This window comes from Ihubacter sp. rT4E-8, assembly GCF_049852125.1.
Classification (GTDB): domain Bacteria; phylum Bacillota; class Clostridia; order Peptostreptococcales; family Anaerovoracaceae; genus Senimuribacter.
Genome location: NZ_CP187532.1, coordinates 1,687,099 through 1,706,988, shown reverse-complemented (window position 1 = coordinate 1,706,988; position 19,890 = coordinate 1,687,099). Strand labels below are relative to the sequence as shown.

Below are 19,890 nucleotides of genomic sequence, written 5' to 3'. Positions count from 1 at the left end.
CGATTTTTAGGGGTCACCTCATTTATTGATCCTTTTTTTGATTTACAGCTTGTTATTTACAGCATTTTTGCAATCATATCGCCGGCTTCTTTTGTGCCGATAGAAGGACCGCCCGCCGCAATGTCCGGCGTTCTGTATCCTTTGGCTAAGAATTTTTTGACAGCGTTTTCAATGGTGTCTGCTTCGGCAGTCAGTCCGAAGGTATAGCGCAGCATCATGGCGGCGGAGAGGATCGTGGCAATCGGGTTTGCTAGATTCTGTCCTGCGATGTCAGGGGCAGAGCCGTGGACTGGTTCGTACATGCCGAAGTTTCCTTCCGCCAGACTTGCCGACGGCAGCATACCGATGGAGCCGGTAATCTGACTTGCCTCGTCGGAGAGAATATCGCCGAAGATGTTGCTGGTGACGATGACGTCAAACTGCTTCGGATTTCGCACGAGCTGCATAGCGGCATTGTCTACATAGAAATTTTCCAGTTCTACTTCCGGATATTCTTTTGCGACTTCACCTACAATCCGTCTCCAGAGGCGAGAGCTTTCCAGTACGTTGGCTTTATCGACGCTGGTTACCTTTTTGTCCCGCTTCATCGCCATATCAAAAGCGACTTTCGCGATGCGGCGTACTTCTTCCTCGGCATATTGTTCTACGTCGTAAGCGGCAGGACCCAGGTCAGTTTCTGCGATGGTACCTTTTTTGCCGAAGTAAATGCCGCCGGTCAACTCTCTAACTACAGCGATATCAAGACCGCCTGCTAAAAGCTCCGGTTTCAGCGGGGAAGCGTCAGCCAGTTCATCAAAGACCATGGCAGGGCGCAGGTTAGCGAAAAGTCCCAGGGCTTTGCGAAGTCCCAAAAGCGCCCGCTCCGGGCGTTCGTCACCCGGCAGGTGATCCCATTTAGGACCGCCTACAGCGCCCAGCAGGACGGCGTCAGATTTTTTGCAGATTTCAATGGTCTCCGGAGGCAGGCACTGACCCGCTTCGTCGATGGCGTTTCCGCCGGCAAGGACGTAAGTGTATTCAAAGGTGTGCCCGAACTTTTCTCCGATTTTATCTAATACTTTTATCGTCTCGGCGATGACTTCAGGTCCGATGCCGTCGCCTTTGACTACAGCAATTTTATAGTTCATTTGCGTTTCTCCTTGTTATTTTTTGGAATTGACATAGCCTACAAGACCGCCTGCGGAGATCATTTTCTGCAGAAATTCCGGGAATGGCTGCGCCTGATATTCGGCGCCCTTGGTTCGGTTATAGATGACGCCGGTCTGAAAGTCTACTTCCACGGCGTCGCCTTCAACGATGTCTTTGGCGGCTTCTTCACATTCCAAGATTGGAAAGCCGATGTTGATGGCGTTTCTGTAGAAAATTCTTGCGAAGCTTTCTGCGATTAAACAGCTGACGCCCGCCGTTTTCAGCACCAGTGGGGCGTGCTCTCTGGAAGAACCGCAGCCAAAGTTCTTACCGGCGACCATGATGTCGCCAGGTTCCAGTCGTTCCACAAAGGTTGGATCGATGTCGACCATCGCGTGGGTTGCCAGTTCCTTTGCGTCAAAGGAATTTAAGTATCTTGCAGGAATGATTACGTCAGTGTCTACGTTATCACCATATTTCAAAACTTTGCCTTTTGCGTTCATTATTTTTCTCCTCCAATCTTTTCAGGATTTGCGATATAGCCTGCCAGAGCGCTGGCTGCAGCAACTTCTGGGGAAGCCAGGTAAATCAGGGATTCCACATCGCCCATACGACCCACAAAGTTTCTGTTGGATGTGGATACGCATTTTTCGCCTTTGCACATGACACCCATGTGACCGCCCATGCAGGCACCGCAGCTAGGAGTGTTGAAGGCGCATCCTGCTTCTACGAAAATTTTCGCAAGTCCTTCTTCCATACACTGCAGGAAGATTTTCTGAGTAGCAGGGATGACCATGACGCGGACTTCCGGGTGCACGGTTTTTCCTTTCAGAATTGCCGCCGCTTTTCGCATATCGCTCATGCGACCGTTGGTGCAGGAGCCGATGACAACCTGGTCAATCATGATTTTTTCGCTGGCTTCAATCTCATCGATGGTGTGCGCGTTGCCCGGCAGATGCGGAAATGCTACGGTTGGTCTGATCTCAGCAAGGTCGATTTCGATGGTTTGTTCATAGACAGCGTCGTCATCTGCTGTGAAAATCTGGTAGTCTTTTCCCGGTGCGTGTTCTTCCATGTAAGCGATAGTTTGGTCGTCAACAGGGAAAATACCGTTTTTTGCGCCGGCTTCGATTGCCATGTTGCAGATGGTGAAACGATCGTCCATGGTTAAGCTAGCGATGCCGTCGCCGACAAATTCCATGGATTGATATAGAGCGCCGTCTACGCCGATTTTTCCGATGATGTGTAGGATGATGTCTTTGCCTGTTACATAGCGGGATGGTTTATTTTTCAGTACGAATTTGATCGCGGTAGGCACTTTGAACCATGCCTGACCGGTCGCCATACCTCTTGCGATGTCGGTGGTGCCGACGCCGGTGCCGAATGCGCCTAGCGCGCCGTAGGTGCAGGTGTGAGAGTCAGCGCCAATAATACATTGACCGGCATAAACGATACCCTGTTCAGGCAGAATACCGTGTTCTACGCCGCATTTTCCCTGAACCATGTGGTGGGTGAGACCTTGTTCTCTGGAAAAGTCCTGAATATCTCTGGCGTTCTGTGCGGACTTGATATCTTTGTTCGGCGTGAAATGGTCTGGAACCAGTACGACTTTGTCCTTGTCGAAGACTTTATCCGCCATTTGCCGGAAGATCGGCAGCGCCATAGGACCGGTAATGTCGTTTGCCATTACCACGTCCAGATTACATTCGATCAGCTGACCGGCCGCGACAGTGTCGAGACCGGCATGGGCTGCTAAAATTTTCTGTGTCATTGTCATTCCCATTGTTCTGATTACCTCCTGTGGAATTGATGGGGTTGGGGTTTCGGATGTGAAGTGCAGGTTCTTGCTGCGTTGTGCAAAATGCCTTATATTTGCATGAAATGCACAACCTTTGAGCGCTTTGATTCGTTTGGGTTGTGCAGATAGCTCTGATTTTGCGGGATATGCACAACTTTTGAAACTTTGTAAGCCTTATAGTTGTGCAAAATGGCTTGTATTTGCATGAAATGCACAACTTTTGAGGGTTTTGATTCGTCTGGGTTGTGCAGATAGCTCTGATTTTGCGGGATATGCACAACTTTTGAAACTTTGTAAGCCTTATAGTTGTGCAAAATGGCTTGCATTTGCATGAAATGCACAACCTTTAAGCGTTTCGATTCGTTTGAGTTGTGCAGATAGCTCTGGTTTTGCAGGTTATGCACAACTTCGCACACCTCACAAACCTTACAGTTGTGCAAAATGTCTTGTATTTCGCAAATCTGCACAACTTCAAGAACTGTATCGTTAATTACATCGCTTGTTCATTATTTCACGAAATGAATTCGCTTGTTCATTCTGTTCAATGCGCTGACCAGTGCATTGACGGAAGCGAGAATGATATCGGCGTGGGTGCCGACGCCCCAGTAGTAGTTATCTTTTTCATCAGCGATGCAGACATAGGCAGCAGCTTTGGAATTGGAATCCGCGCTGATAGCATGTTCTGAATAGGTGATGAATTTATAGTCAAAGTGATATTCGGTCTTTCGAAGCGCATTGCTCACCGCGTCCAGACGACCGTTTCCTTCTGCTTCCAGATTGTAGGTCTGTCCGTCGATCACAGCGCGCATTCTTACGCCGTATACTTCATTGTCGTCCTTAGTGGAGGAGAAGTGGCTGAAGGATGCGTCTGTAATGTCAATCGGCGAAAAGTCATTGATGTATTCTGTTTTAAACGCTTCAAAGATTTCTTCTGGAGAAAGTTCTTCGTGGCTCTTATCGGAAATATCTTTCATCATGTAGCCGACTTCGCTCATCATATTCTTTGGAATTGCGTAACCAAAGTTGTGTTCCAGAATATAGGCAACGCCGCCTTTGCCAGACTGGCTGTTGATGCGGATGACGTCGCCGTCGTAGGCTCTGCCAACATCGTGGGGGTCAATTGGCAGATAAGGTACCGTCCATCTGTTCGGATCTGTTTCTTCTCTCCATTTCATGCCCTTGGAAATGGCATCCTGGTGAGAACCGGAGAACGCCGCGAAGACCAGCTCGCCGCCGTAAGGCTGACGCGGATCCACGTGCATGCCGGTATATTCTTCGTACTTTTCTACGACTTCCGGCATATTGGAAAAGTCCAGACAAGGGTCAACGCCATGGGTAAACATATTCATGGCAATGGTGATGATATCCACGTTGCCGGTCCGTTCGCCGTTTCCAAAGAGAGTGCCCTCGATTCTGTCGCCCCCTGCTAAAAGTCCCAGTTCAGCATCTGCTACGCCAGTGCCTCTGTCATTGTGCGGGTGAAGGGAAATGAGAACATTTTCCCTGTTATGTAAATGTTTGCTCATGTATTCAATCTGGTTTGCGTAAACGTGCGGCATGGACATCTGCACAGTAGCGGGCAGGTTGATGATGACTTTATTATTCGCTGTCGGCTGCCAGATATCGATCACTTCGTTGCAGATTCGTTCTGCGAACTCAATTTCCGTTCCTGTAAAGCTTTCCGGAGAATACTCGAATTGGAATTTTGTCTCCGGGAATTTTGCCGCGTATTCATTCATCAGGACTGCGCCGTCTCTTGCGATCTGGATAATTTCTTCTTCGGAAGCCCGGAATACCTGCTGTCTTTGTGCAAAGGAAGTGGAGTTATATAAATGTACAATCGCTCTCTTTGCGCCGCGGAGGGCTTCAAAGGTTTTGTCGATGATGTGCTTTCTGGACTGGGTCAGCACTTGTACGGTCACGTCGTCGGGAATCAAATTCTTTTCAATCAGAGTGCGGGTGAATTCATATTCGGTTTCGGAAGCGGCAGGGAAGCCGATTTCGATTTCTTTAAAGCCGAGGGAAACCAGATACTGGAAAAATTCTAATTTTTCGGAAAGGCTCATGGGAACGACCAGCGCCTGATTGCCGTCGCGCAGGTCAACGCTGCACCACATCGGCGCTTTTTCGATATGGTCTTTTTTCGGCCATTCCATCTGAGAGATGTCCATCGGCGGTGTAAAGTAGCCGGGTCTGTACTTTTCAAAATTTTTCATGTTGTAATACCTCCGTTTGTATATCAGTGTAGGAAAGCAGCTTAGCGGATTAGGGCACGCCGTAGCTTCTTGCTGTTCAGTCATCGCTTGCAGCTCGACTTTACAGAGAAGCCTCGCGTTTGACCTACCATCGATTCCCTTACGGAAATCGGGTTAGGTCATAAAAAATCGCCTCTTTTGACGATTCCTCTAAACCGCAAAAGAGACGAAAACATGTTACATATGATGTAAGAACCTTGTTTCCGCGGTACCACTCTTTTTGACACGCTTTTTCTACATATAATGTAGAAAAGTGCGCGCCCACTCTTTGAACGCTGCTCGGGGGTGAGACGCTACAAAAGGTTTACGGACTTTCACCAAACGCCGCTCTCTGCAAAACCAACATTATAGCTTATTCCCGTCATGGCAGACGTGATTTTTCAGCTATCTAATAATATAAAGGATATTGGGGCAATTGTCAACAGTAAAATTTGTGTTTTTACAAAACAATTGAAAATATTTTTTGTGAAGATTCAACAAAAAATATTGAAAAAAAGTGTTGACATTTACATATCGGAGGCTATAATAGTATAAGGGCGGCAAACGTCCCACAGAGATTCTAAAGAAAAGGAGAGAGAGTATGAAATTGACAGGATCACAAGTAGTGGCAGAAGTATTGCTTGATCATGGCGTTGATACTGTGTTTGGATATCCAGGCGGCACTGCACTGAATATTTTTGATGAACTTTATAAGTATAGCGATAGGATCAAGCATGTCCTTACGGCGCACGAACAGGGTGCTGCACACGCTGCTGACGGCTACGCGAGAGCGACCGGCAAAGTTGGCGTTGTGTTTTCCACCAGCGGCCCGGGGGCAACCAATCTGGTCACCGGTATTGCGACTGCATTTATGGACAGCATTCCGATGGTTGCCATTACGGCAAACGTTCCCGATTCCCTGATCGGAAGAGATGCATTTCAGGAAATCTGCATCACAGGGGTCACACTTCCTATTACGAAGCACAATTTCTTCGTCAACAGGATAGAAGATCTTGAACCGGCTCTGAGAGAAGCCTTCAAGATTGCAAACAGCGGGAGAAAGGGTCCTGTCCTCGTGGACATTACCAAGGATGTAACTGCTGCGAGCATTGAATATACAAATAAACCGCCGATGGAACTGAATCCGCTTCCATCCATAGAGAAAGAAGAAATTGCTTCGATCGCCAAGTTGATAAATGCTGCAGAAAAACCGGTAGCATATGTGGGCGGCGGCGTGGTTGCGTCTGATGCTTCCAAAGAGTTGGTTGCTCTTTTGGAAAAAGCAGACATACCTGCAGCTTACACTTTGATGGCGGCAGGTGTCATCGGCTATGATAATGAACTGAATCTGGGACTTGTAGGCATGCACGGAAGTGTTGCCGCAAACAGAGCCATGGATCAGGCAGACCTGATTATCGCACTGGGCGCCAGATTCAGCGACCGTGTTGCGTTAAGTCCGGACAAATTTGGCAGACGCGCTAAAATCGTCCACGTGGACATCGACAGAAGTGAAATCAACAAGAACGTCATGACAGACAAGAGCTGCATCGGCGATGTAAAAGAGTTTTTAGAAGCGGTGCTGCCGCTCGTAGAAAACAAGCAGCATGCAGAATGGCATGAACGTGTGGTAGGCTGGAGAGCCAAAGAGCGCGTTGTCAAAGCGCCGGACTGCAGACTGCATCCGAAAGAAATCATCGACATCGTATGCGATATGACCGATGAGAACACCCTTTATGTCACAGACGTAGGACAGCATCAGATGTGGGCGGCACAGTTTATCAAGCATAACAAAGCCAAGAAATTCATCACCAGCGGCGGTCTGGGCACCATGGGCTTTGGTTACGGCGCAGCAATCGGCGCACAGATGGGATGCCCCAATGACAGAGTCATACATATTACAGGCGACGGTTCCTTCCACATGAATCTGAACGAAGCCTGCACGGCAATCAGTCAGAACCTTCCGATTATCACCGTTATCATGAATAACAAGGTGCTCGGTATGGTTTACCAGTGGCAGACCATTTTCTACGAAAAGAGATACTCCAATACCACGCCGGAACGAAAGACCGACTTTGTAAAATTGGCGGAGGCTTTCGGGGCAGAAGGATATCGCGCGGAAACCCCTGCAGAGTTTGAAGAAGCGATGAAAAAAGCGCTGCAGGCAGACGGTCCTGTTTGGATTGACTGTACGATTTCCAGAGAAGAACGGGTATTGCCGATGATTCCGGCAAACAAATCCGTCGAAGATATGATTATTGATTAGGAGGAGACGCTATGAGTAAAAAAGCATTGAAAAAAGAAATCGTCAGCGTTCTTGTCCTGAATCAGGCAAACGTTTTGACCAGAGTTGTGAGCCTTTTCGGCAGGAGAGGCTTTAACATCGATTCCCTGACCGTGTCGGCGACCAACGATCCGACATTGTCCAGAATCACCATTGTGTTCAGCGCTACAGAGCAGTCCATGCAGCAGATCATCACCCAGACCGAAAAGTTGGAAGTGGTGAAAGACATCTATATTTTGGACCAGCAATACAGCCTGTACAGAGAACTTTTACTGATTAAGGTAGAAGCAGGTCCAGCGCAGCGGGCAGGAATCAAGGAAATCGTAGACATCTACAGAGGCAAGATTGTGGATCTGTCCAGAGAAAGTCTGATTATCGAACTGACAGGCACACCGGAGAAAATCGACGGTTTCATGGACGTGATTGCAGAATATAACGTGCTGGAAGTCTGCAGAACAGGTATCACCGGTATTGAAGGAAATACCGCCAAAAAAGATAACTAAATTTAAAGGAGATAGATAGAAATGATTACAAAGTATTATGATCAGGATTGTAACTTAGGTTTATTAGATGGCAAAACCGTTGCCATTATCGGATTCGGAAGCCAGGGACACGCTCACGCGATGAACCTTGCTGAAAGCGGCGTCAACGTAGTAGTTGGTCTGAGACCAGGTTCTGCTCACGCTGCCAAGGCTGAAGCTGCCGGCATCAAAGTCATGGGCATCGAAGAAGCTGCAGAAGCAGGCGACATCGTAATGATGCTGACACCGGACGAACTGCAGGCAAAGATTTACAAAGAGCAGATTGAAAAGCACATGAAGGAAGGAAACGTTCTGGCATTTGCCCACGGCTTCAACATTCATTTCAACCAGATTATTCCTGCAAAGGATATCGACGTAATCATGATCGCGCCGAAAGGACCTGGACACACCGTAAGAAGTCAGTATGTAGAGGGCAAAGGCGTACCTTCCCTGATCGCGATTTATCAGGATGCTTCCGGTAAAGCAAAGGATTATGCGCTGGCTTACGCAAGCGGCATCGGTGCAGGCAGAGCAGGCATTCTGGAAACCACATTTAAAGAAGAAACGGAAACAGACCTCTTTGGTGAACAGGCAGTTCTGTGCGGTGGTGTAACAGAGCTGATGAAGGCTGGTTTTGATACACTGGTAGAAGCGGGATATGAACCAGAAATGGCTTATTTTGAATGTATCCACGAAATGAAGCTGATCGTAGACCTGATCAATGAAGGCGGTTTCGACAAGATGAGATATTCTATCTCCAATACTGCAGAATACGGCGACTACAGAACTGGCAGAAGATTGATCACAGATGAAACCAGAAAAGAAATGAAAAATGTTCTGAGAGAAATCCAGGACGGCACCTTCGCAAGCGAATTCATTCAGGAATTCAACGCTGGCGGCAAAGCAAGATTCCTGGCTACCAGAAAGATGGAAGCTTCCCACCTGCTTTGCAAGGTTGGCGCTGAACTTCGTTCCATGATGAGCTGGTTAAAGAAATAACTCGTAAATAAAAAGTGAGGTTATAGTTATTATGACAAGAAGAAGTGATAACGTAACCAAAGGCGTAGAAAAGGCTCCGATGCGAAGCCTTTTTTATGCTATGGGTTACACAAAGGAAGAATTGGAACGTCCGCTAATCGGCGTTGTTTCCGCCCATAGTGAAATCGTTCCCGGTCATATGCATTTAGATAAGGTGACGGAAGCAGTCAAAGCCGGCGTCAGAATGGCTGGCGGCACGCCGATTATGGTGCCTGCCATCGGTGTCTGCGACGGAATTGCCATGGGGCATATCGGTATGAAATATTCTCTGGCAAGCCGTGAACTGATTGCTGACAGCGTGGAGACCATGGCAAACGCCCACCAGTTTGATGGACTGGTACTGGTTCCCAACTGTGATAAAATCGTACCGGGCATGCTGATGGGCGCGCTGCGCTTAAATATTCCGACGGTCGTCTGCTCCGGCGGACCGATGATGAGCGGTCTCGTGGGCGGTGTGGAAACTTCCCTGTCTAAGATGTTTGAGGCAGTGGGCGCGCGTAAAGCGGATCTCATTGATGATGACGGTCTGCTGGAATTTGAGCAGAACACCTGTCCGGGCTGCGGCTCTTGCTCCGGCATGTATACGGCAAACAGCATGAATTGTCTCTGTGAGGCCCTCGGCATTGCGCTTCCTGGAAACGGTACGGTTCCGGCGGTACACAGCGGCAGAATGATGATTGCAAAGCATGCGGGCATGGCGATCATGCATTTAGTAGAAAAAGATATCAAATCTAGAGATATTGTAAATGAAAAGGCAATCAGAAACGCCCTTGCCTGCGATATGGCGCTGGGTTGTTCCTCTAACAGCGTCCTGCATCTTCTGGCCATTGCTCACGAAGCAGGCGTGGAGCTGAATCTGGAACTGTTCAACGAGATGAGCGCAAAGACGCCGAATCTTTGTCATCTGGCGCCGGCTGGCGGCACGCATATGCATGACCTGAACAACGCGGGTGGCGTACAGGCGGTACTTGCAGAGCTCGATAAAAAAGGTCTGATCGATACTTCGCTTCTGACTGCTAACGGAAAAACGGTCGGTGAGAATATTGCAGGAAAAGGCACGTTAGATACTAACGCGATGCGTCCGTCCGATGATCCGTATAGTGAAACCGGTGGTCTTGCTATTTTGTGGGGCAATATTGCAAAGGACGGCTGTGTTGTTAAAAAGAGCGCCGTTGCACCGGAAATGCTGACCCATAGCGGTCCCGCCAGAGTCTTTGATTGCGAAGAAGACGCCATTGACGCGATTTACAATGGAAAAATCGTGGACGGCGATGTCGTTGTAATTCGTTACGAAGGTCCGAAGGGTGGTCCAGGCATGAGAGAAATGTTAAATCCGACCAGCGCCCTTGCAGGGATGAAGCTGGATAAGACGGTCGCGCTGATTACAGACGGCAGATTCAGCGGCGCAAGCAGAGGCGCGTCCATCGGACACGTTTGTCCGGAAGCTGCCAGCGGCGGCGAAATCGGCCTGCTCAAGGAAGGCGATATCATCGAAATCGATATTCCAAACTCCAGCGTCAATGCAAAAGTTTCCAAGGAAGAATTCGCGAAGCGGAGAGAAACCTACGTACCGCGCGAGCCAAACGTCAAGAGCGGCTGGCTGTATAGATATTCCAAAATGGTCGCCCCATCCAATCAGGGCGCAGTTATGGGAGACCTAACCTGATTTGGCAAGGTGCGGAGCACCGCAGGGAAATCACTGGTAGGTCCCCCGTCAGGAGTTCCCAAGACACCGAGGCGAAGACGACGGTAGATTGGAAGAACTCTACGGCGCAAGACCTAACCAGTAGAATTGTAATAATATTGAATGAAAGAGGCTATTGCTCGGTTTCATAGATAGAACTGAGCAGTAGACCTTTTTATATTACGATGAATTTCGTAATTCACAAATGAATTTTTTCTAAAAACGTGGTCATGTTGATATATTTAAGTAGTTGTACATGCTGTATTATTTTTTACCTAATTATTGTAGTCTCTTTGCCATATTGGGTACAGATAGGACTAGATATAGTTGTTTATCGATTGTGAGGAGATGAAGAACATCATTTTTTGTTGAAAAATGAATATTTTCGTCAACTTTACAATTGACAGAATTTGCAAAAAGAAGTATGATAAAATATAGGGGGGTACCCTTATTTGTAATGCAGCCGTTTAAACAAGTAACGAGAACCAACCCTCTAATGAAACTTAAGGGAAGGAGCACTAAATGAGAACGAACAAAACAGTAAAGAAAGGCATAAGTTTACTGCTGTGTTTTGTGATCGTGCTGGCATATACGGTAGGATTCAGTAATCCATTGATCGTAAACGCAGCCAGCGACGTGGGAGCTAACCCAACACCAGCAATTGATATCGCAGTAAATGTGCCGAGTGACTATCCGGGAACGTTCCTGGACTTTAAGCAGGAGCTGACGCAGAAGCTGATCGCACAGGGTCTGTCTCCAGGGTCATTCCGTATCACAGATACGAAGGTATCCATCGATACGACGGACCTGAATGGATGGTATGTATACGACCACTACTATGATGCGAACGCATATAATAATCTGAAGCTGTCAGAAGCGCAGAAGCAAAAGCAGCCATATAGAGGGGCGGATAATTCGCATGTAAGCGGCGGATATAATACGATCAAATATTGGAATGATACAAATCAGCTGACGACATGCCGGCCGATGAGCCAACACATCTATTCATACACGGATGCGAAGGGCAAGGCCAACATGGTATTCGCAGGCTATGGAACAAACCCATTGATGGACTATATGATCTATCCGGCGTCCAGTGATTCAAGAAGAACGATCAGTTTTGACCTGGATGCAAGAGCAGTAGGAGCGCATACGCTGCAAGGGTATGGATTCCTGTTAAACGCCGGAATAGAAAACGGCAAGCTGAACGGATATGTATTGTATTTGGGACCATCGCACAGCGGCGGTATCCAGAGACTGACCAATCTGGATGTAAACAGTAACGCGCTTAGCGTAGGAAGCGGCGTTCAGGCAGTAAGCCTGAATCTGGGAACCCAGAAGAAAGCCCGTATTACGGTAGAGCTGAGCAAGAATAAGGTAACGATCCAGCAGCAGCAGTATGACACAGCAGGAAACCTTTCCGCGTTGCAGACGGTAGTAAAGGACGTACCGCTTGGTGATACAGGATACAATGGATTCGGACCTTTGGTAGGCTATGCAAGCCATGGATGCGGAGAACTGACGGTATTCCGTTATCTGGACCTTGAGATGAGCTATGAAACGTCAGCCTTTGACGCGCTGAAGAACGTACAGTACTATCAGGGAGCAACGAATAAGTACTTCATCAACCTGGCAGGGGACAGCAATGACCCAGGAATCCCAGGAGAAAATGACCCATCGTATCACGATGGAATCAACCGTATGGATCAGAATGAAATCTTCTACATTTCCAATGCGGATGACGGAAAGATCGTAACGGATAGTACGAAGGATAGTACAGGCCAGATTAACCATCAGGGACTGGGATCTAAGAACGGATATATCGCAACCAGCGACGAATATGTAGAGCAGATGGCGGAATACATCGCCAAGAACTACAAGGAAGGCGTCAAATTCACGCCAAATGACGTTATCAGTGAGTTGCCGCTGGCAAACTTCTATGTAAAAGACGCGTCGACAAAAGATACGCAGCTGATGACAATCCACCTGCAGCATCTGAAGAATACGAACAGCACAGTAAGTGTAAATATCGTAGATAAATCCAGACCGAGCATGACGGGAACCAAGGTAACGCAGTGGAGATACAAGATCTACGATCCAAAGAATAACGTAGTGCAAGACCAAACCGTATCAGATTTAAGTCAAATCAAAGACTACACGTTCAATCAGAGCAGTCTGTCGGGCCGCTGGACCTTTGAGCTGACAGTAAAGGATGACAATAATAAGGAATCAAAGGTATTCCAGACTTACGCGACGGCATTTTTGGATAATGAAGAACCAATTATCACGGGAGAAAACAGTAAGAGAAACGTAGCAACGATCACCCTGACTGATACAGGTATGGGTATCGACGATGACGGAATCACTTTTATTGAGGATCACAGAGGATCCGGTGTAGCAGCATACTGGGTAACCAACGATCCGAATGCAGTACCAACGGAGAAGGACTGGATCAATTTGGATGCGGTGCAGCATAGCTACAGCTTTGATTATCCGATTACCAGCACAGAACCTCTGGTAGTATGGGTAAAGGACGAGTGTAAGAATATTGGTAACAAAGCGGTTTTCCAGCCGACCCATGTAGTGGTAGAAGATGAAGACGGCAATCCGATCGACGATTATTATGTTATCGATAAAAATCCGATTATTGTATTACCAGAGGATGAGCCAGATCCGGATGATCCGAATAAGGAATTTGGCGGATGGGTAATTCCAGGAACCGGAGATAAAGAAGACGACCCGATTACGCCGGGAACAACGCCGACACCGGATAAGGATAATACGATCACCATTCGTCCATCCTTTACAGAGGATAAGGCAGCTATGGTATACGTGGCAAACGGCGGAGAATTCACAAGCCATGCGGATGCTGACAAGCCAGGCTTTACTACACCATATACAGTAGCGGCAGGCGCCAGCATTGAAACCAAGGTTGAGAAGCAAAACGTTGAACCAAAACGTGAAGGATATGAATTTGTTGGTTGGAAGCTGTTAGACAGCAATGATGAGGCGAAAGCACAGGATTCGGCTTACATCGCAGCAGCAGGCCATCTGCAAGATGTAAAGGAAAAGCTTGCAGAATGTAAAGTGCCTCATGGAGCAGACGGCGTAAAGCATGAAGCACGTACGACCTACTATTTAATCGCGCAGTGGGAAATCAAGTCCTATACGCTGCACTTTGACGCCAACGGCGGAAAAGACGGTAAGGTACGCAGCATTTCTAACATCAACTATGAGACGAATATAGGAAGCTTAGATCTTCCGAATACAGGAAGAGATAATCCGACGAAGGAAGGATATCTGTTCCAGGGATGGTCTGTGACCAAGAATAACGATAAGAGCAATATCTTTAAGTTCGCAAACGGCGTCAGTGGAACAGCAGTAACAGCGCCAACGATGCCGGCAGGAGATCTGACGGTTTATGCCGTATGGATGCAGGATCCGAACAAGTTCGTCGTAAGCTTTGACAGCGACGGCGGAAGCAAGGTGAAGGATCAGTCCTATGAGCTGACGAACGGAAGCAGCTACGCAGGTTTTGCAACACCGACCAAGGCAGGCTACACCTTTAATGGATGGTATCTGCAGGAAGAAGACGGAAGCGTAGGGACAACGGAATATAAAGGAACAGAAGCATTTGCGAAGAAAGCAAACCACACCTTCGTAGCGAAGTGGGAAGCAAATGAGGATACCCCGTATACAGTAGATTACTATGTAAACTCCGGAAAGAAAGACACAGATGGAAAAGACATCTATGTGAAGGCAAACGGAATGTCAGTAGCGTATACAGGAAAAACGGGAACCAAAGCCTCGATTGCGAAGAAGGACATGCTGGAAGAATTCGAGTATGAGGGAAGAACCTACTGGTATGACGCAGAGAATAAGCAGAATACCTACGAAGGAGAAATCACAGGAAATCCGACCCTTTCCCTGAAGCTGTACTACAAGGGTTACTACAATGTAGTAGGACACAGCAATAAGGATGAGATGGGAACGGTAACCTCGGCGCTGAACCAGAAGGAAGGAACCAGACCGACAATCTCCTGGAGAGCAAACCCAGGCTACTATGTATCAAAAGTGATGGTAGACGGAAAAGTACGGGACGACCTTCTGTATGAAGGCAAGTATACCTTGGAATCGGGTATCAGCGCAGATCATAACGTACTGGTCATCTTTGCCCAGGGAGAAGGCGCACCGGTAAAGGGTGTATATCAGATTGAGACAGCGCTCTTTGGATGTACGGACGGAAGCTGCAGTATCAGCCCGACGCAGAATGTACAGCAGGGAGGAGAAGTGACCCTGGAATGGAAAGTAGGGTCGGAATACGAGCTGAAGAGCATCCTGTTAGACGGAGAGGAATTCAAGACAGATTCCAATACGTTAGTGCTGAAAGGCATACAGGCAGACCATAAGCTGGTAGTAAACGTAGAGAAGAAGAAGGATGAAACGAACCCGCCGACATTAGGAGGAGAAGAAACCGAAGGACACTGCACGGTAACGGTAAACCGGTACGGTGGAAACAGTGACTGCGGCGTAAGCGAAAGCACAACCAAGGTAGAAAAAGGCGGAAAGTATGATCTGAGCTGGTACACAGACGATCAGTATGATCTGTATGAAATCTACGTGGACGGTGTAAAACAAACCGGCGTAGCGGACGCAGGCAAAGACAGTCCGGGAACAAAGCAGATCGCTGTAAACGGAAATGTAGTCATCGACGTATACTTTAAAGAAGCAGGAGCAGACAAGCCTGCACCGGATTTCAGAAAGGATGCGGATGAATACATCAAGGTTACGACCCAGGTCGTAGGCGGACCGGGAACCATTACAGGCGGCGCGGTATTAGAAAAAGGCGCTGACTATACGGTAGACTGGGCGGCAGGCGGCAATTCGGACGATCCAGAAGACGACAATTACTCCTACTATGAAGTCGTTAGCGTAACGGTAGATGGAAAGGAAGTAGCGTCAGAGGATCTGGAAGGAAGCCAGGCGCTGAAGAATCTGGATGAAGACGCCAGAGTTGTTGTAAAGGTAGCGCCGGTACTGTACGACGTAGGCCTGTATAAATATGGAGAAGGAACGATTGACGCCTCCAGAACGCTGTTCAAAGGACAGAACTATACAGGAATCGAGGCAAATCCTGCAACAGGCTACAGCATTGCAAGGATTATCGTAGACGGCGTAGTAATCTTTGATACAGTAGAAAAGAAAGAAGAAGCAGAGCCTGCAGCAGAGGAAAAACAGGATGAAAACCTGAAGATGCAGGCAGAGGAAGCTGTTACTTCTGAGGAGAATGCAGACAGTGAAGAAGCAGGCCTGATGGCGCTGGCAGATGAAGGCGAAGAAGCGCCGGCAACGCCGACCACACCGGAACAGACCGTGTATGTAGGCGCGCCGATTACAAGTGCAATCAGTCAGGTAAATAACAAAGTAGACCTGAGTGTAGGCCAGAACTGCGTAGAGAATAATGTGTTTACAATGAGTGTAAGCAGAGCGCAGGCAGACCATAAGGTAGAAGTATTCTTCACAAAGAATCCGACAGACGCGCCGGAAGGCTCTGTAACACCAGCGCCGAATCCGGATGAGTTGGTACTGGTATCAGCAAGAGTAGAAGGCTATGAAGGAAGCGATCCATTCTTCACAGGCGGAACCGGCATCTACAAGAAGGGAGAAGCCGCGACGGTACGTTGGAATCTGAAGAACGGATACAAGGTAGCAGGAATCAAGGTTAATGGAGCGCCGGTAGATGCAAGCACCTTCTGGAACTTCGGAAAGGTATGGAAGGATCAGGAGTTAGTAGTAACGTTGGAAAAGACCGACAATTACAATGAACCGATTGAACCAGACTTTAAAGAAACCAACTACACCATTACGACCAAGCTGGTAGGAGGAGAAGGATCTATCACCCCATCCACCACGATAGCAGAAGGAAAGAGCCAGAAGATCGAGTGGAGTGTGAAGAATGTCAACGGCCATGACTACGAAGTGAAATCTGTAAAGATTAACGGAAAGACCATGGACAATCTGCAGAAGCTGAACGAGGTACTCTTAACAGGGGACAAGGACTATGAAGTAGTTGTCACCATCGGAGAGAAGACTACGACAACGCCGGGCGGCACAAATCCGCCGGGAGGAGATAACCCTCCAGGAGGAGACAACCCGCCGGGAGGAGACAATCCGCCGGGAGGAAATGATGATCCGGATGTCAATATCGACACAGATGGAGACGGCAAACCAGATATCAACATCGACACAGATGGAGATGGCAAACCGGATGTCAACGTAGATACAGACGGAGACGGCAAACCGGACATCAACAAGGATACAGATGGAGACGGTAAACCGGATGTAGACATCGATACAGATGGAGACAAGAAACCGGATGTTAACGTAGATACAGACGGAGACGGTAAACCAGACATCAACAAGGATACAGATGGAGACGGTAAACCGGATGTAGACATCGATACAGATGGAGACAAGAAACCGGATGTTAACGTAGATACAGACGGAGACGGTAAACCGGACATCAACATCGACACGGATGGAGATGGAAAGCCGGATATCAACATCGATACCGATGGAGATGGAAAGCCAGACAAGAATATTGATACAGACGGAGACGGCAAACCAGATGTCAATGTAGATGACAACAATAACAAGCCGAATAAGCCTGGAAATAAGCCAAATAAGCCAAACAAGAAACCGAACAAGCCGGATAAAAAGCCTGCGGGAATGGATAGTCCGCATAAGAACGGATACTACATTCCACAGACAGGAGATGGAAGCGATCTGACATTATGGATGAGCATGCTTCTTATGGCAGTTTTCGGTATGGCTGCGGCTGCTGGAAAAGGCAGAAAGAAGGAAGATCAATAGATCTTGTAGATGATGCGGTAACGCGAATCCTATGAAGCTAAGGGGGGCTGCCCTAACGGTGAATTCCGTTGGGCGCCCTCCTTTTTTTCTATGGAGGTGCGTTGTTATCCTTGTAATTCTCTGTAGAATTTCGTATACTATAAGAAGTGTTTAAAGAGCAGAGGGAAAGGAATGAGGAAGAATGTATTTGACGTTAGAAACGTTTGAGCAGGCTACGGAGGTAGTGAAGAAAGTAGCTATCGCAACTAACTTGCTCTACAGTGAATATTTCAGTGAGCAGACCGGGAACAAGGTATATTTGAAGCCAGAAAACACCCAGGTGACCGGCGCCTATAAAATTCGCGGCGCGTATTACAAAATCAGTACGCTATCCGATGAGGAACGGGAACGCGGATTGATTACCGCATCGGCGGGAAATCACGCCCAGGGAGTTGCCTATGCAGCAAAGGCATATGGATGCAAGGCAGTCATCGTGATGCCGACCACAACGCCATTGATGAAAGTGAACCGTACAAAGAGTTATGGCGCAGAAGTGGTTTTATATGGGGATGTTTTTGACGAAGCATCAGGGTATGCACAGAAACTGGCAGAAGAAAACGGTTATACTTATATTCCGCCTTTTGATGATCTGGCTGTTGCCACAGGACAGGGCACCATTGCCATGGAAATCATCAAAGAGCTGCCTTTAGTGGACTATATTCTGGTTCCGGTAGGCGGCGGAGGCCTTGCTACCGGTGTGTCGACCCTTGCTAAAATGCTCAATCCGAAAATCAAAGTGATTGCGGTAGAGCCGGCAGGCGCAAACTGTTTGCAGGCTTCTTTGAAAGCCGGTGAGCCGGTCACATTGCCGCGGATTAACACCATTGCGGACGGCACGGCAGTAAAAACACCGGGCTCGATTATTTTCCCATATCTGAAAGAAAACATCGATGATGTGATTACGGTAGAAGACGATGAACTGGTGGTTGCATTTCTGGACATGGTAGAAAACCATAAGATGGTGGTGGAAAATTCCGGGCTATTGACTGTGGCGGCTTTGAAACACCTCAATGTACAAGGCAAAAAGGTTGTATCGATTCTCAGCGGTGGTAATATGGATATTATTACCATGTCCTCTGTGGTGCAGCATGGACTGATTCAGCGGGAACGGATTTTTTCTGTGTCCACGCTGTTACCGGACAAGCCGGGTGAACTTGTTAATGTGGCCAGCATTATCGCAAGAGAGCAGGGTAACGTCATCAGGCTTGATCACAATCAGTTTGTCAGCACCAATAGAAACGCGGCGGTGGAACTGAAAATTACCATCGAGGCATTTGGTCCTGATCATAAGAAAAAAATCATAGACGCGCTGGCGGCGGGCGGATATAATCCGAAAGTTATCAGCGTGCTGATGTAGTAAATTTAGAAAACTGTACAAATTATGCTTTGTACGGTTTTTTCTTTTTTAGGAAAAATTTACATTGATTTCCCCATAGAAAGATAGTATAGTGAAAAGCAATCACGAAAGGAGATGGGAAAATATTGTATAATAGTAAATTATATGTAGAAAAAGAACTGCAGTATCAGGACAAGGTTGCCGGACTTTATCGGAAAGAACTGAAAGACTTGCCGGAGGGAAAACTTTCTGTAAATATGGTAAAGGGAAAGCCATATTACTTCCGTTTGTTAAACGGAAAGAAAACATACCTGGGAAATGGAGATAATGAAGTCGTGCAGGCGTTGCAGAAGAGATACTTTCTCGAAGAATCATTGAAACGTATGGAATGCAATCAGATATTACTTGACCAGCTGGCAAAGGGATATTGCGAGGCAGACGTGCAGGATCTCATTTTACAAGCGCCCAAAGCTTATCGGCAAATGCCTCTGGATAGTTTTCATTTAAGTGAAACAGATTTTTCTGGATGGGGAAGCAGTTCATATGAAAGAAATTTGAAGTATCCTGAGAATTTAGTACATCGAACATTAAAAGGTGATTTTGTGAGATCAAAATCAGAGGCAATTATTTCAAACTTGCTTTTTACTAAAGAAATAGAATATCGGTATGAGGAGCTGATTACGATTCATGGAAAAAGCATCTCGCCAGATTTTCGGATTGCAGTGAAAAGCGAAAACCGCATCAAACTGCTTGAGCATTTCGGGATGATTGGAAATCCAAATTATTTAGAAGATGCAATGTGGAAAATCAAGTTTTATCTGGAAAATGGCTTGAAACCGTGGGAGGATGTAATCTTTACCTTCGAAGATATTCATGGGAATATCAATACACAACTTATCGATGAAATTTTAGAAAGCTTTTGTCGTTAGCAGCGGCTGTGAACGTTGTGCAAAATCAT

At 47.3% G+C, this 19,890-nt stretch carries 12 protein-coding genes; 7 read left to right on the top strand and 5 right to left on the bottom strand.

Annotated features, from left to right (window positions below; genetic code table 11):
• Positions 1–56: 56 nt before the first annotated feature.
• The 5 genes from leuB to ACPW7J_RS08425 form a co-directional block, all read right to left on the bottom strand.
• Positions 57–1,127, bottom strand: a complete 1,071-nt coding sequence (leuB, locus tag ACPW7J_RS08445) for a 3-isopropylmalate dehydrogenase (RefSeq protein WP_425754975.1) — start codon at positions 1,125–1,127, stop codon at positions 57–59.
• 15 nt (positions 1,128–1,142) lie between these two features.
• A complete protein-coding gene (gene leuD, locus ACPW7J_RS08440; protein WP_425754974.1) occupies positions 1,143–1,631 on the bottom strand; it encodes a 3-isopropylmalate dehydratase small subunit in 489 nt (162 codons plus the stop codon).
• Positions 1,631–2,911, bottom strand: coding sequence for a 3-isopropylmalate dehydratase large subunit (gene leuC / locus ACPW7J_RS08435; protein WP_425754973.1), 1,281 nt, complete (start codon positions 2,909–2,911; stop codon positions 1,631–1,633). Before leuC ends, leuD begins: the two co-directional genes overlap by 1 nt.
• A gap of 83 nt (positions 2,912–2,994) precedes the next feature.
• On the bottom strand, positions 2,995–3,330 hold the full coding sequence (locus ACPW7J_RS08430) for a hypothetical protein (protein ID WP_425754972.1): 336 nt from the start codon (positions 3,328–3,330) through the stop codon (positions 2,995–2,997).
• 102 nt (positions 3,331–3,432) lie between these two features.
• Positions 3,433–5,142, bottom strand: a complete 1,710-nt coding sequence (locus ACPW7J_RS08425; RefSeq protein WP_161874848.1) for a 2-isopropylmalate synthase — start codon at positions 5,140–5,142, stop codon at positions 3,433–3,435.
• Positions 5,143–5,761: 619 nt separating this feature from the next.
• Here ACPW7J_RS08425 and ilvB point away from each other — a divergent pair.
• The 7 genes from ilvB to ACPW7J_RS08390 all read left to right on the top strand — a co-directional run bounded on the left by ilvB (position 5,762) and on the right by ACPW7J_RS08390 (position 19,861).
• The gene (gene ilvB, locus ACPW7J_RS08420) at positions 5,762–7,423 is read left to right on the top strand and encodes a biosynthetic-type acetolactate synthase large subunit (RefSeq protein ID WP_425754971.1); all 1,662 of its coding nucleotides are present in this window, start codon (positions 5,762–5,764) and stop codon (positions 7,421–7,423) included.
• Between the two features lie 11 nt (positions 7,424–7,434).
• Entirely contained in the window at positions 7,435–7,944 is a 510-nt protein-coding gene (ilvN, locus tag ACPW7J_RS08415; protein ID WP_161874850.1) for an acetolactate synthase small subunit, read from the top strand.
• Between the two features lie 21 nt (positions 7,945–7,965).
• On the top strand, positions 7,966–8,961 hold the full coding sequence (gene ilvC, locus ACPW7J_RS08410) for a ketol-acid reductoisomerase (protein ID WP_161874851.1): 996 nt from the start codon (positions 7,966–7,968) through the stop codon (positions 8,959–8,961).
• A 31-nt stretch (positions 8,962–8,992) separates the two neighbouring features.
• Positions 8,993–10,666 (top strand): dihydroxy-acid dehydratase, encoded by a 1,674-nt coding sequence (ilvD, locus tag ACPW7J_RS08405; RefSeq protein WP_425754970.1) that lies wholly within the window; start codon positions 8,993–8,995, stop codon positions 10,664–10,666.
• Between the two features lie 540 nt (positions 10,667–11,206).
• Positions 11,207–17,557, top strand: coding sequence for an InlB B-repeat-containing protein (locus tag ACPW7J_RS08400; RefSeq protein WP_425754969.1), 6,351 nt, complete (start codon positions 11,207–11,209; stop codon positions 17,555–17,557).
• Positions 17,558–17,744: 187 nt separating this feature from the next.
• Positions 17,745–18,953, top strand: coding sequence for a threonine ammonia-lyase (gene ilvA / locus ACPW7J_RS08395; protein WP_425754968.1), 1,209 nt, complete (start codon positions 17,745–17,747; stop codon positions 18,951–18,953).
• Positions 18,954–19,078: 125 nt separating this feature from the next.
• Entirely contained in the window at positions 19,079–19,861 is a 783-nt protein-coding gene (locus ACPW7J_RS08390; protein WP_425754967.1) for a hypothetical protein, read from the top strand.
• Positions 19,862–19,890: the final 29 nt, after the last annotated feature.

Coding starts and splice junctions, on each gene's coding strand:
- ilvC (WP_161874851.1), top strand. CDS start 7,966: ATGATTACAAAGTATTATGATCAGGATTGTAACTTAGGTTTATTAGAT.
- leuC (WP_425754973.1), bottom strand. CDS start 2,911: ATGGGAATGACAATGACACAGAAAATTTTAGCAGCCCATGCCGGTCTC.
- ilvB (WP_425754971.1), top strand. CDS start 5,762: ATGAAATTGACAGGATCACAAGTAGTGGCAGAAGTATTGCTTGATCAT.
- ACPW7J_RS08400 (WP_425754969.1), top strand. CDS start 11,207: ATGAGAACGAACAAAACAGTAAAGAAAGGCATAAGTTTACTGCTGTGT.
- ACPW7J_RS08425 (WP_161874848.1), bottom strand. CDS start 5,142: ATGAAAAATTTTGAAAAGTACAGACCCGGCTACTTTACACCGCCGATG.
- ilvD (WP_425754970.1), top strand. CDS start 8,993: ATGACAAGAAGAAGTGATAACGTAACCAAAGGCGTAGAAAAGGCTCCG.
- leuD (WP_425754974.1), bottom strand. CDS start 1,631: ATGAACGCAAAAGGCAAAGTTTTGAAATATGGTGATAACGTAGACACT.
- leuB (WP_425754975.1), bottom strand. CDS start 1,127: ATGAACTATAAAATTGCTGTAGTCAAAGGCGACGGCATCGGACCTGAA.
- ilvN (WP_161874850.1), top strand. CDS start 7,435: ATGAGTAAAAAAGCATTGAAAAAAGAAATCGTCAGCGTTCTTGTCCTG.